At 52.1% G+C, this 14,050-nt stretch carries 12 protein-coding genes; 3 read left to right on the forward strand and 9 right to left on the reverse strand.

The annotated features are described in order from the left end of the window. Window positions 1-51 precede the first annotated feature (51 nt). Window positions 52-1,008 carry a helix-turn-helix domain-containing protein gene (locus M3194_RS31485; protein WP_251655782.1) on the forward strand — a complete coding sequence of 319 codons (957 nt, stop codon included), beginning with the start codon at window positions 52-54 and terminating at the stop codon, window positions 1,006-1,008. Window positions 1,009-1,239: 231 nt separating this feature from the next. Continuing rightward, window positions 1,240-4,548 carry an OmpL47-type beta-barrel domain-containing protein gene (locus tag M3194_RS19635; protein ID WP_397334365.1) on the forward strand — a complete coding sequence of 1,103 codons (3,309 nt, stop codon included), beginning with the start codon at window positions 1,240-1,242 and terminating at the stop codon, window positions 4,546-4,548. Between the two features lie 89 nt (window positions 4,549-4,637). Here the strand turns inward: M3194_RS19635 and M3194_RS19640 are convergent, their stop codons facing one another. The 9 genes from M3194_RS19640 to M3194_RS19680 form a co-directional block, all read right to left on the reverse strand. Beyond that, the gene (locus M3194_RS19640) at window positions 4,638-5,624 is read right to left on the reverse strand and encodes an NAD(P)-dependent alcohol dehydrogenase (RefSeq protein ID WP_251655783.1); all 987 of its coding nucleotides are present in this window, start codon (window positions 5,622-5,624) and stop codon (window positions 4,638-4,640) included. Window positions 5,625-5,664: 40 nt separating this feature from the next. Beyond that, window positions 5,665-6,108 carry a hypothetical protein gene (locus tag M3194_RS19645; RefSeq protein ID WP_251655784.1) on the reverse strand — a complete coding sequence of 148 codons (444 nt, stop codon included), beginning with the start codon at window positions 6,106-6,108 and terminating at the stop codon, window positions 5,665-5,667. A 14-nt stretch (window positions 6,109-6,122) separates the two neighbouring features. After that, complete coding sequence (locus tag M3194_RS19650; protein ID WP_251655785.1) at window positions 6,123-6,587, reverse strand: hypothetical protein; 465 nt, start codon at window positions 6,585-6,587, stop codon at window positions 6,123-6,125. 229 nt (window positions 6,588-6,816) lie between these two features. Continuing rightward, window positions 6,817-7,638 carry a carbohydrate ABC transporter permease gene (locus M3194_RS19655; protein ID WP_397334370.1) on the reverse strand — a complete coding sequence of 274 codons (822 nt, stop codon included), beginning with the start codon at window positions 7,636-7,638 and terminating at the stop codon, window positions 6,817-6,819. 136 nt (window positions 7,639-7,774) lie between these two features. Next, window positions 7,775-8,656, reverse strand: a complete 882-nt coding sequence (locus M3194_RS19660) for a carbohydrate ABC transporter permease (protein WP_251655787.1) — start codon at window positions 8,654-8,656, stop codon at window positions 7,775-7,777. A gap of 93 nt (window positions 8,657-8,749) precedes the next feature. Then, the gene (locus M3194_RS19665) at window positions 8,750-10,081 is read right to left on the reverse strand and encodes an extracellular solute-binding protein (RefSeq protein WP_285889404.1); all 1,332 of its coding nucleotides are present in this window, start codon (window positions 10,079-10,081) and stop codon (window positions 8,750-8,752) included. 123 nt (window positions 10,082-10,204) lie between these two features. After that, window positions 10,205-10,993 carry a response regulator gene (locus tag M3194_RS19670; RefSeq protein WP_251655789.1) on the reverse strand — a complete coding sequence of 263 codons (789 nt, stop codon included), beginning with the start codon at window positions 10,991-10,993 and terminating at the stop codon, window positions 10,205-10,207. Next, window positions 10,990-12,753, reverse strand: a complete 1,764-nt coding sequence (locus M3194_RS19675) for a sensor histidine kinase (protein ID WP_397334366.1) — start codon at window positions 12,751-12,753, stop codon at window positions 10,990-10,992. The genes M3194_RS19670 and M3194_RS19675 overlap by 4 nt, the downstream gene beginning before the upstream one ends. A 94-nt stretch (window positions 12,754-12,847) precedes the next feature. Continuing rightward, the gene (locus tag M3194_RS19680; RefSeq protein WP_251655791.1) at window positions 12,848-13,267 is read right to left on the reverse strand and encodes a PH domain-containing protein; all 420 of its coding nucleotides are present in this window, start codon (window positions 13,265-13,267) and stop codon (window positions 12,848-12,850) included. Window positions 13,268-13,604: 337 nt separating this feature from the next. On the opposite strand from M3194_RS19680, the gene M3194_RS19685 reads away from it, so the two are divergent. Then, window positions 13,605-14,003, forward strand: a complete 399-nt coding sequence (locus M3194_RS19685; RefSeq protein ID WP_251655792.1) for a GNAT family N-acetyltransferase — start codon at window positions 13,605-13,607, stop codon at window positions 14,001-14,003. The last annotated feature ends 47 nt before the right edge of the window (window positions 14,004-14,050 follow it).

The raw sequence follows: 14,050 nt of genomic DNA on the forward strand, positions 1-14,050 counted from the left end.
TTGGGCCTTTTGTATCCAAATTGACTATGGCGCAAAGAGGGCGATCAACCGGTGAAAGACGTTCAGGCGCGTGTTCCGGATAGCATTCAGGAACAATTTCAAGAGCCGATTCATTACCAGAACCAGCATCTCTGCATCAAAGCGTGGCAGTTCACGGACGAGTCGAAGCCCGGCCCGTCGAACAGGCGCTGGCATTATCACAAAGAGGTCGAGCTCATTCTGGTGCAGGATGGGTCCATGAATCTCCATACGCCCGGCCATAGCTATGCGCTTGACGCGGGGGATGTCGCCATCATCGGCTCCTCCCAGCTCCATCTCAGCCAAAAGACGTCGGACGGGCCGCTGATCTATATCGTGCTGCACGTTGATCTGCAGCGTTATTTCGACCCGGCGATGATGATGTATTACCGGCACTTCTCGGAGCTCGTCCGTCCGCTCGAGGAGCTGAACTATATATTCCTGGAGAACACCGCGGCAAGGCGGGAGATGGCCGGTATCCTAACGGACATTCACGGGGAAATGATCGGCATGCGGAAGGGATACGAAATCGCCGCCAGCATGCATATCAAGCATTTGCTGCTGACGCTGCTCCGCCACGACAGCCGCGGGCTGCTGCAGAGCTACGAATTCGTGGACGACACCGTCATGCGTCCCGTCCTCGACTATGTTAGCCGCCATTTGAACGAACGCATCGACATGGACGAAGTGAGCCGGATCGCCCGGATGAATTACAGTTACTTTTCCAAGTATTTCAAAAAAGCGGTTGGCGTTTCGTTCGTCGATTACGTCAACCGCCAGCGCATACTCAAAGCCGCGCATAGGCTCGTCGCGGAGCCCGCCAGCGTCTCCTCCATCGCCGCGAGCGTCGGCATTGAAAATATGGCGCATTTCTACGAGCTGTTCAAGCGGTATAACGGCTGCACGCCGAAGGAATACGCTCGGCAGCTGCTCCGGGGCGAAGACGGGAGCGGGAGCGACGGACAGGCCGGCTCAATTAAGGATGCATAAGGGATTCAATAACAAAAAAAAGGAGCAGCTGCGATAGCAAGCCGCTCCTTTTTTCGTTGCCTATTATTTCGCCCCTCCCATTCCTCGCGCAAAATCCCCATTCGAATGGAATCTTAATATAAGAATACGACATAGGCCTAGGGCTATTGTCCTCTTTTACAATACCCTATCACAAATGGCTAGAAAGTCATGGTAAAATATGGCCGAAAAGATAAATAGTTGCTGGGAGGAATGGTTGTGGAGAGAATACTTCAAGCGAGACACAAATGGCTGAAGTTGTTGCTGATGATGCTTTTGGTTGTACCCGTTCAGTATCAATGGACAAGCAGTAGCGCTCATGCTGAGGGACCAACGGATCCTGCCCCCTACATCAATGCGAAAGTCGTCAACGAGAACGCGGGCAAAAAAGTCTTGTTCGACAACACGCACGCACAAACGGCGGGAGCCGCAGACTGGGTGATCGACGGCGCCTTCTCGGACTTTGGCAATGCCCTTGCAAGCAACGGCTACTACGTCAAAGAGCTGCGCAAGTCGACTGCCTTTACCTATGACGACTTGAAAGATTACGACGTTTTTGTCATTGCGGAACCTAACATTCCGTTTAAAACAACCGAACAAGCTGCCATGGAGCAATATGTAGAGGGCGGCGGCAGCATCTTTTTTATAGGCGATCACTACAATGCCGACCGGGACAAAAACCGCTGGGACGGCTCGGAGTCCATTAACGGCTATCGCCGCGGCGCATGGACGAATCCGGCACAAGGCATGAGCGCGGAAGAAGCCGGCTCCTACGCGATGCAAAATGTCCAAAGCTCCGACTGGCTGGCGGATAACTTCGGCATTCGTTTCCGTTACAATGCCCTTGGCGACATTAACGCCACAAACGTTGTCGCGCCAAGCCAGGCGTTTGGCATTACGGAGGGCGTATCGGCCGTAGCGATGCATGCCGGCTCAACGCTTGCCATCATTGATCCTGCGAAAGCAAAAGGCATCGTATATCTGCCGCAGACCAACGAGGCTTGGGGAAGCGCGGTTGACCAAGGCGTATACAACGGCGGCGGCGTAGCCGAAGGCCCTTATGTAGCTGTTTCCAAGCTTGGCGGCGGTAAAGCTGCCTTTATCGGCGACTCTTCCCCGGTTGAGGACGTAACGCCTAAATATTTGCGCGAAGATACGGGCGCCAAGAAAACAACCTATGACGGCTTCAAAGAAGTGGACGACGGCGCATTGCTCGTAAACACGGTCGACTGGCTGTCCACCAAAGAAAGCTATACTAGCTTCAGCCAAGTAAACGGTTTGCAGCTGGATCAACCAACTGCCTTGCTTCCGTTTGAGACGCCCGCTTTATCGACGGAGCCGCAGCCAGAACCGTGGGCCGCTCCAAATGCCGGTTACAAATGGTACGACCGCTCTACCTACAAACCCGGCTCCTATGGCGGATCGACTGTTGTCTCCAATCCCGCTTACAGCTTTGTTCGTCAGACGACGCTGCCTAACAGCGGAATCTCTTTCCCGGTTCGCGTTGTATTTAACAACTTGGCGCCTAACTCGACGGTAAGCAATTATCAGATTGGCATCTATCTAACGAGCGGCGGCGCCCAAATCGCGCAGGTGCAAAATGCGGACGGAACTTGGCCGACCGCTTACGGCTACAGCGCTAACTTCAGCGTTACGGCCGATGCTGCGGGACATGCCTACAAGGACTTGACCGTCCGGTTGAAAGCCGGCTCTGCCGGCGCGGCCAATCTTCGTCTGCGGCAGAACGGAACAAACCTGCTGACGGAAGGCGTTGCTCTTGGCAACGTCCCCGCCGAGCCGCTCCCGGATGATGAAGGCGGAATCCCCGCCACAATCACCATCGCGGAATCCCGTGCCAAAACCGTCGGTTCAAAGGTTACGGTTGAAGGCGTAGTGACGACGGAGCCCGGCATTTTTGGCGGGCAAACCTTTTACCTGCAAGACCACACTGGCGGCGTGTACGTCTACCAGAACGCGGCCGGTTACCATCAAGGCGATGTTGTCAAAATCACGGCGGTGACCGCGCTCTACAACACGGAGCTTGAGCTTGCGGATATCGCTGCCATCGAGAAAACGGGGACGGCCGAGTTGCCGTCTCCCATCCCGGCTACCGAAGCGAACAGCTCGAATCAAGGCCAGCTATTGCAGTTAAAAGACGTCACCCTTACAAACATCATTTCGGCCACGCCGGCAGGCTCCTTTGAATTCGATGCTGTCAGCGACAATGGAACAATCACTCATGTCCGCGTTGACGGACGTACCGGCCTCACGCAAAGCAGCTTCCCTTATACAACGGGCCAAAAGGTAACGATCACCGGCATAGCGGCTATTTTCAAAGACTTGTACCAGCTCAAACCGCGCAGCCTCTCCGACTTTACCGTTAGTCAGCCGGCCGATCACGTTCCGCCAACAGCGGAAGCTTCACTGTCCGCTTCTCCCAATGCGGAAGGCTGGTTTAACCGGGATGTTCAAGTGACCGTAACCGCGGCAGACAATTCGGAAGGTGCGGTAGACACCTTTTACGCATTAAACAGCGACAGCTTCTCCCGTTACTCGGCTCCAGTTGCCGTATCAACGGAAGGCAATCATACCTTTTCATATTACGCGGTTGATGCCGCCGGCAACAAAAGCGAAGTGGCTTCCGTAAATGTAGCCTTGGATAAAACAGCTCCGGCGGCTGCCTTAACGCAATCCGGCGGACAAGTTTCGGATGTCGCAGAGACGGCTACGCTTGTCTATGACCTAGCAAGCAGCGACTCGCTCTCCGGCATCGCGTCGGAGCAGCTGCTGCTTGACGGCAACGCTATTGCTGACGGGTATTCGGTTGAAGCTTCCAAGCTTGGAGTGGGCACGCATGCGGTAAGCTATTCGGTTACGGACAGAGCAGGCAATGCAGCAAGCGCAAGCTATACGTTTAAAGTGACCAGCAAACCTCTGGCAACGGGCGTTCCCGGTACACCGGTCCTCTCCCATAACAACGGTTGGGATAACGGTCTTCAAGACGGAAGCTATGCCGTGACGATGAACCTGTGGTGGGGCAATAACGGAACGGAATACCGGTTGTACGAGAATGGCGCACTAATCGATACCGTGGAGCTGAAGGATGCTTCGCCTTCCGCTCAATCCGTCAAAACAGATATTACAGGCAAAGCAAACGGCACTTATACGTACACAGCCGAATTGATTAATGCTTACGGCAAAACGGTCAGCAGCACGCTGGTCGTAAAGGTAACCGATGCCTCCCCGGGAAAAGCCGTACTCTCCCAAGATAACTGGGATCAAGACGGAAGCTACAAAGTAACGATGAATATGTGGTGGGGCACAAATGCCGCGGAATACCGCTTGTACGAAAACGGCGTACTCATTGACACGCAGTCGCTCAAGGAGGCCACTCCTGCAGCGCAAAGCGCGGTATCGGTTATTTCGGGCAAAGCACCCGGCAAATACGAATACCGCTGCGAGCTTGCGAATGCGGCCGGCATCACCTCCAGCGATACGATTACCGTTACGGTCACCAAATAACGGGATAAAAAAACGATCGCCCCTTCTCTGAAGGAGACGATCGCCCTATGAAGCGAAGCCCCATGCCATTTCCATATGGCTTGGGGTTTTTAGCTTTTCATGCGCACAACGATTTTCCCTTTGAACTCGCCTTCCCCAAAGTACCGAAGAGCCTCCGCCGCATCGTTTAATCCATACAGCCGATCAATGACAGGGGCAGCTTGCCCGGCTTCAACAAGCGACTTCCATACCTTTTGATCCTCGTGGTTGGGCTTATGGACCAGAATCGTCATATTTTTATTTTCGAATCTGCGGATCAACGGCGCGGCGAGCAAAGTCTGGAGAAGTCGCGGCATTAAGCCGCCAACCATGACATATGTACCGCCTTTCTTGAGAGCGCGCTTTACTTCAAAGACGGATCGGTTCCCAACGACGTCCAGGATGAGATCGTAGTGCCGCCTAGCTGCGGTGAAATCTTCTTTCGCATAATCCAGCACCTGATCCGCCCCAAGCGTGAGCAGCATCTCCCGCTTGCCCGCACGGTCAACAGCCGTTACCTTGGCGCCAAACAACTTGGCATACTGGATAGCAAAGGTACCCACCCCGCCGCCCGCTCCATTAATGAGTACCTGTTGGCCTGCCTGTAAATTCCCTTTATCGCGCATTCCCTGCAAGGCGAGAACGGCCGCTTGAGGGATAGCCGCGGCTTGCTCGAAGCTTAGCCCTGCGGGCATTGGCGTCAAGGCGTGCTCGCCCGCGCAGACATATTCCGCAAATCCGCCCCAGCTGCAGCCGGAAAGATCTCCAAACACCTCGTCGCCTGGCCGAAACCGTTTGACGGAGGCTCCAACGGCTATGACTTTCCCCGCGATATCCGCGCCAAGAATCGGGTAACGCGGCTTGCGAAGACCGCCAAGACGGGTTATGTAAGGCTTCCCTCGGAGCAAATCCCAATCCCAGGAATTCACCGAAGCGGCATGCACCTCGATTAGCATTTCATTCTCCTTCGGTACAGGCACGTCTACCTCTTTCAAATGAAGAACCTCCGGCGAACCGTAGCTTTCATAGACCATGGCCTTCATCGTGCGAGCCATCATGGCATCCTCCCTTTGACATCACTGGTCAATTCCGTAAAGCTCACAGTTTATCCATTGCCTTCTCAACCTGCTTCATAAGGAGCGGATTATCTTTATTGTGAGACCAATAAACGGCAATCAGATTCTTCTTTTTGATTACATTTGCGTGCAATTCGCCTATCTTAATCGGAGCAGGCGTTCCGTCTTCTTTTTCAATGCGGATTCTTTCTTCTTCCGAAGCGAATACATACAGCAGCAAAAACTCGCGATAGGCCATATCTGCCGCAGGCAAGGACAATTCAAATGGCACGGGGTCCTTGCCGTTGATTGCAATGGCAGGACTGGTTGAAAGCTTCTTTGCCGCATCCAACGTCATCTCCTCGACATCCAAGCCTTGCTTCTGCAGAGCTTTGCTCACTTCATCAACGCTAATATCCCCTTTGCCGGCACAAGCCGTGAGCAGCAGGACAAGCACGATAAACAAGCCCCCTATTTGTTTTTTCATCTCATTCTACCTTCCTATATCCATCTGAAAAAGAAGCTGTAGTCGACCTTCACGTTGTTCTTCTTCGCCCATTCCGCGATATCCGCGATACCCTTCTCTTCTTCGTCCACATACCTGAAGCACATGCGGACCGGAACGATTTTTGTGCCGCGCGGCTTAATTCCAATAATCGGATGAACCGAATCCCGTCTGATCATAAGCACCTCGATCTGCTCCGCCGTGATCGGTTGTCCGTTCAGCACGATCGCATCATCCTGAAGATAAAGATCAACCGGCCTCTTCATCGCCCGGTACAGGGACCACAGCAATACGGCAACGCAGAAGCAAAACGCCACGATTCCAAGGACGCGCAGGACCGGATTGTCCTCTTTTCCCCGCAACTCGCTAATAAGAAAGAGTGAACATGCCACCGTCATTGCGAATATGTTCTTAATGCCCGAAGGGTTTCTGACGGCGTGCTTGAATGGCTGAAGCTCCATTGGCCAATACCTCCCCTGGTCGTGTACGAGACTTGTATAATACTATTCAATAACCTGCCGAATCATCCTGCCTATAAGCAATGGATTTTATACAGCAAAACGGCAGCCTCGAGAATCTTCCTTCCATTCTTATTTCATTGGAGTAAATCCAACGTAAGGCGAGAATGAAAAGAGGCTGTCCCATCGTCATTAGCCATGACGAGGGACAGCCCCTTTCGAATGTTTTTCATTAACCTTTTACCGAGCCGGCCGCAATCCCTTCAACGATCCGGTCGCTGAGGAACAGGAAAGTAATGAGGATCGGCAGGATGCTAATCATCAGCGTAGCGCCGATCGCGCCCCAATCCGTGGTGTATTGGCCGATAAAATTCTGAACGCCAACAGTCAGCGTTTTGAATTTATCCGAGCTGATGAACGTGTTGACGAAAATAAACTCATTCCAGTTATAGATCATGTTAATGATGCCCGTTGTCGCGAGTACCGAACTCGTCATCGGGAACACGATCCGGAAGAATACGGTATGAATGCCCGCGCCGTCGATTACGGCCGCCTCTTCCACTTCTTTCGGAAGCGCATAGTAGAAGCCTAGCAGAATCATGATGGTGATTGGCATGTTGAATGCCACATACGCCAGAATGAGAGACAACGGATTATCGATCAAATGCACTTTGTTGAACATGCTGAACAACGGAATCAGCGTCGAATGGACCGGGATCATCATCGCGACCATAAAGAGGCCAAGGACAAGCGAGCTTAGCTTCCATTTCATGCGGGTTATCGCGAACGTTACCAGGCTGCCGAGCACAATCGTTGCCGCTGTTGCAGCCAACGTAATCCATGCGCTGTTCAGGAAATACGTATCGATATTGCCCGCGTTCCACACTTTGCCGTAGTTCTCCCAGTGCGGAGGTGATGGCAAAGCAAATGGCGATAGATTAAAGACTTCCTGGTTGTTTTTCAGCGAAAAGAACAAGAGCCAGATGAGCGGGTATACCTGGAATACCGCAACGGCGATGAGAACAATGTACAGTGCAGCATAGCCGACCTTCATTCCTATTCTCGAACCGGATTTCGCTTCGCCGCCCAGTTTCACAACAGTTGTAGATGACATGAAGCGTACCCTCCTGAATAGTCATTTCAATGACTATTTGTGATGATTCTTACTTCGTAAGCACTAACTTAAAGGATTATGAATATTGAATCGTGTCTTTGCTTGCCGTTGCTTTGCGGATGATCCATGTTGCGATAAGACAGATAAGGAGCAGGAAGAAGCCAATGGCGCTGCCGTAGCCAAAGTCATACGCTTTGAACGCTTTATGGTACATATACGACGCCATCACTTCACTGGAGCCGTTAGGTCCGCCGTCCGTCATGACATAGATCAGGTCGAAGTATTTCAGGGAACCAACCACCGCAAGGACAATCGTTACTTTGACCACTTCCATCACGAGCGGGAATTTGATTTTCCAGGCAATCTGGAACGAGTTCGCCCCGTCAATCTTAGCGGCTTCTTCAAGCGAAGCCGGGATGTTCTTCAGTGCCGCATAGTAGATCAGAATATAGAAGCCCGCATACTGCCACAGAATCGGAATAAACAATGCGAACAGAACAAGATCCGTTTCTGCAAGCCAGGCGGGAGGATTTGCAACGCCAAGGGATTCCAGCAAGCTATTCATAATACCGTTGGTAGGATGATAGATTTTGAGCCATAGCTGAGCGATTGCTACCGAGGACAGCAGCATCGGGATTAAGTAAATTTTGCGGAACAGATTTGCTCCTTTAAGCTTTGCCGCGAGTACCATTGCTACAACGAGATAGATAATAAGGCTGACCATGGAAAATACGGCGAGCAAGAGCGAATGCCCCGCGCTTTTCCAGAAATCCTGATCCTTCACGAGTGTTGCGTAATTGTCGAGGCCCACCCACTTCATCGCGCCAATCCCGTTCCACTCGTTCATCCCGTAATAACCCGTCAGGACGATGGGAATGTAGACAACGGCCAGAATCAGCAGCAAGGAAGGCAGGACGTATAAAGCAATAACTTTCTTGTTCGACAGCACCTTATCCAATGTGGCCGACTCCTTTCTCTGTTAAATAAGGAGAGCAGCCTATCCGGCGCTTGCACCTGGCCGGATAGGCCTCTCTTTATTTAGATGTCTGACTTAGTTGCCTTTCGCAATTGCCGCGTCTTGCTCAGCCGCAAATTTCTCAGGTTTAACGGCTTTGCCAAAGAGCGATTGGATCATGTTCAGATGAGTCTCCGCCGCGTTAGCCGGCAATTGAACGTCTGCGAACAAGGTAATGCTGCTGGCTTTGTTCAGTTCGTTGAACAGGTCGATGTACAGCTGTGGCAGCTGGATCGAAGCCGTATCGATCTTTGTAGCCGGGATAACGCCTGCGCCCGTTACGGATTGCTCGCCCCACTTCGTTACGAAGTATTGAACGAATGCTTTTGCTTCTTCTTTTACTTTCGAGTTCTCCGATACGAACAAGCCTACGCCAGGACCGCCAACCCAGCTGTCCGCGTTGCCTTTGCCGCCGTCAACCGTCGGGAATTTGAAGAATCCGACGCTGTCGCGGAACGATTGCGGAATATCTTCGTTTGTCGTGAAGTTAGGCAGCTCCCAAGTACCCATCAGGTACATGGCGGCATTGCCGTTCAGGAATTCGGATTTTGCTTCTTCGTTCGACAGACCGTTAAAGCCCTTCACGAATGCGTTAGCGTCAACAAGCGATTGTACTTCGGAAGCAGCTTGCTGCAAGCCCGGGTCCGTGAATTTCGCCGTGCCTTTGATCGCATTGGCCACTGTCTCCTGACCGGCAATGCGGTCAGCCAGGTACATGTACCACAGGGAACCCGTCCAGCGGTCTTTGTTGCCCAGCGCGATTGGAGCTACGCCGTTATCGGACAGCGTTTTCACAACTTGCTTGAATTGCTCATACGTTGTTGGAATTTCGAGATTGTATTTTTTGAAAATCTCTTTGTTGTAGTAGATTGGAGCGATGTTGAACTCCAGCGGAAGCGCATAGGTTTTGTTGTCGATTGCGTAAGCTTCGGTTGTACCTGCTACGAATTTGCCGTTCAGCTCGCCGCTCAGTAGATCGTCAACCGGCGTGAACAATTTGCCGTCTACGTAAGGCTTCAGGAAGCCTGCCGCCCAAGTCACCCCTACATCAGGGAGTTGATTGGATGCGGAGAGGACTTTCAATTTGTTTTTGTACTGCTCGTTATCCAGCACCTCTTGCTTAACCGTCACGTTAGGATGTTCCTTTTGGTAATCGTTAATGATTTGGTTAACGATTTTGTTCTGGCCCGCGGATACGCCTTCCGGCCACAGATGCATGAAGTTAATCGTTACCTTCTTATCGGAACCGCTTTCAGACGAGCCCCCGTTAGAAGCTGTGTTGCCGCTATTTGTGCTGCTGCCGCCATTGCTGTTATTGCCGCATGCTGCTGTTACAACGGTCAGACAGAGAATAAGTGCCATTGTCATCCATTTCGTTTGTTTGAACACGTTTACAACCCCTTTTTGACTGATGTGTTTGTGTTGCTAAATAAATTGTAACAGCGCTTTCACAGCAGCATAAGGTCATATGAGTTGGGAAAAATACTACTTTTATTGGATGGTCTCCTCAGCATGCGCAACGCCCTTCCGGTATTGTCCGGGACTTACTCCTTCATGCGAACGGAACACTTTCACGAAATATTTGGCCGTCTGGTAGCCCGCTTTCTCGGCAATTTCATTGATCGACAGACGCGTGCTCGTGAGGAGCTCCTTGGCTCTCTGCACCCGGCGCCTCGTTAGATAATCGCTGAAGGTCAGTCCCGTCTGTTCCTTGAACAGCACGCTGAAATAGCTTGCGTTCATGTGCAAATAATCGGCCACATCCCTCATCGTTACGGGCTCATCCAGATGCTCGTCCACGTATTGAATAGCTTCTTTCACTGGCGCGCCATATTGCGTCTCCTGCTCGGAGGTCTCCAGCAGCTTTGTATCTACGAGGCGTTCCATACGCTCGATGCGGTTCAATTCTTCCTCCTTCCGGAAGGCAAGCTCGACCGCTCCCACCAGCTTCTTCTTGTCCAGCGGCTTAAGCAAATATTCAATAACGCCAAACTGCAAAGCCTTATGGGCGTAATCGAATTGGGGATGGCCGGAGATTACGATTACAACCGGCGGATGCTGCCTTCCCCTCAGCTTCTCTACCAGCTCCAGCCCGTTAATCTCAGGCATTCGGATATCGGTAATAACCAGATTCGCCTCGTTCCCATCCAGCCACTCCAGTGCCTCAACCGCGCTCGATTGCGTTGTAATGCGGTAACGTCCGGCCGACCAGGCTTCCAGTACTTTGCGTACGCCATCCCTTGTTCTTGGCTCATCGTCTACGATCAGAATCGTCTTCATGCTCTCTTCCCCCCATGCTCAATCGGTATTTCAAAGGACATCTTCGTGCCTGTCCCCTGCTCGCTCTGAATCTGCAAGCCTTCCGGCTCATCCCCGTAATAAAGCCTTAGCCTCCGGTCCACATTCGAAATGCCTACCCCCGTGCCCTTCGCATCGTGCACATGCCCCTGCTTCATTGCCGCATACAGCGATTGGACCTTGTCAAAGCTCATGCCCGGACCGTTATCCGACACGGAGATTCGAATATGTCCCGGCCGCTCAGAATCCTCGATACGAATCACAACCGATCCTTGTCCAATCCGCTGCTCTACGCCATGAGAGATGGCATTCTCAACGAGCGGCTGGATCAGCAGCTTCGGAATGGGAACGCCGCGGTGGCTGTCACAGCCTTCAATCCGCCAGGTTAGCCGGTCAATCAGGCGCATTTCCATGATCTGCAGATAGCGCTCCGCATGCTCCAGCTCGTCGGCAACCGTCACCCACTCGTCATCATCCGCACGGTTGATGACATAACGGAAGAGGCCCGACATGGCAACAACGACCTGCGACAGCTCTTCTTCGTCCTTGTCCTCGAGCGCCCAATATAACGCCTCCAGCGTATTGAACAAGAAATGCGGATTGATCTGCGCCTGCAGCGCCTTCAGCTCCGTCCGGCTTTGAATGATCTCCTTCTCGTAAACAACTTCGATCAGCTCATTCAAATACGCGACCATCTGGTTGTACGTATTGTTCAGCTCATTGATCTCCAAGGTGGACGAACGAACGGGAATCGGCTTCAGCGAGCCGTACTTGGCTCCTCTCATTGCCTTTATCAGATTAAGAATCGGGCTCGTAATCATGGTCGACAGGATAAAGGTGAGAATGACAAACAACAAGCCGCCGATGATGACCGAAACCTCAATGGCTGTGCGCAGCACCGAGACTCCCTCCATGGCGTACGTAGCCGGCGTCAGAATAAGGACCTTCCAGCCCGCCGCCGCTTCCAATTGCTTTTGCACCGGAATGTACAATTTGCCGTTCATCATGATGGTCTTGCGGTTTGTCTGCTGCAGAACCTCCTGCGGAATGGCGGAGGAGAAGTTAGCCGCAATAATCTGGCCGGCGCCGTCAATCAGCCCCATCTCCTCCTTCCCCTCCGAGGATGTATTCGCATCGATTAGCTCAAAATATTTTTTATCAATTCGGACCAATAAATACCCGGCATTCGAAAAGGATTGGTCAATCAGGCGGACGCGGCGGATCGCGGTAATCTGATTTTTGTTTTTCGGGTCAATGCCGTACCAGACAAGCTGCCCGGCTGCACGATCCGCCTGACGGATCCACTCGTTTGGGACCTTGTTGTACAAGCTGACATCCGTCAGCGGGAACAGCACCCGAAACCCGTTGGAATACAGCTCGATGGACTGCACTCCGCTGACGTACGCCTGCTGCTTCCGGATTTCATGCTGCAGCACCTGACGCTCCTCGAACGTCAGCATCGTTCCCCCGGCTTCCTTGGCCATCAAGCTTTGGATCGAGGCATTGGTGGCTAACTGCATTGTAAACGTATCCATTTGATGCAGCAGAACATCCATCTTGCCGGTCGCCTGCACCGCCGTCTGCTGGATATGCTTCTCGGCATTATTGCGCAGCAGCTCCGAGACTTGCCCGTATGTGAAAAAGCCTACGGATGCCAGTACCAGCAGCATGACCAGCATAAACCCCAGGAAGATCTGATTCCGCAATGTGTTCATCCGACTGAACTGGAACAATTCGAGCACCCCCCGCCCCTAATATCTAGCCATTACTATACACAAGATTACTAAAAAAAAGAAAGCCCCTTCATTTGGGCTTCTCCTTCTATGGGCGAATTTATTAAAGCTTAAGCTGCGGGCATCTTCGCCGAAGCTCAGCGAGAAAGGCCTCTTGATGAAGCGGGGATATATAGATCATATCGTAGGCTTTATAATGGATTTCCAGTCTGTCAATCGACGTTGCCGTGCTGGCAATAAGGGAGCGGACGGGGTTCACCTTCCGGATGCTCTCAAGCGGTACGGATTTGCGGGATGGTCCCATTCGAATGTACAGATCCGTCTCTCGCAACTCGTAGGATACGTCAAGCCATATCCATAACATAAATGCGGCACAAGGCACGCAAATGGCGAGAACGATGATCGTTTCGATGATTTCGGCGCCGCCGATTACGAACGGCGATATAGCGGAGAATACCAGCACGCCGACGCAAAGCCAGATCAATATAGACAGCCATAAGTCTCTTTTTGGAGCAAATACCATCTTCACGCCCCCTGTTGGGTTATTATCCATTATTTACTATTATTTTATCATAACAAGCGTCCTTCTACAGCGCAAAAAACCGCAGGTTATGCACCTTATGGTGCCGTAACCCGCGGCTTTTCTATAGCTGAGACTTAAGCCGCTTCAACAAGCTCATCCTTGGACAAGCCGTTCACTTGCGCCAGCTGCCCCGGAGGTGCTCGCTCTCGAAGTTGCTTGGGGCTGGTCAATGAGCTTATAGAGGCTGAAGTACGAGAAAACCGTTATTGACATCATGAGCGGTTCCCTATATTTTTCTATAATAGGCTTATAAAAAATGTCGTGAGGTGAAGCAGCTATGCCAGTTGAATACCGTATTGACGCGCCCATAACAGCCGTACAGGTTGCCCAAGTGTTCCGCAGCTCCGGTATCAAACGTCCCGTAGACGATCTTGCCCGCATTCAGAAAATGATCGACAATGCCGATTTGACGCTTACCGCCTGGGATGGCGACGTGCTGGTAGGCATCGCGAGAGCCGTAACCGACTTCTCCTATTGCTGTTACCTGTCCGATCTGGCCGTAAGCAAGACCCATCAGCGTCTTGGCATCGGTACCGAGCTGGTTAACCGGCTTCGCGAGCATATCGGAGAAGAGGTTGCGCTTCTGCTGCTCTCCGCGCCTTCCGCAATGGACTATTACCCGCAGATCGGATTTAATAAAGCGGACAATGCGTTCCTAATAAAACGGGCGCGTTAGAGAATAAAGAAAGAGACCCAACGACTAAGCTGAGTCTCTTTTTATGT

This window comes from Paenibacillus glycanilyticus, from assembly GCF_023715145.1.
Classification (GTDB): domain Bacteria; phylum Bacillota; class Bacilli; order Paenibacillales; family Paenibacillaceae; genus Pristimantibacillus; species Pristimantibacillus glycanilyticus_A.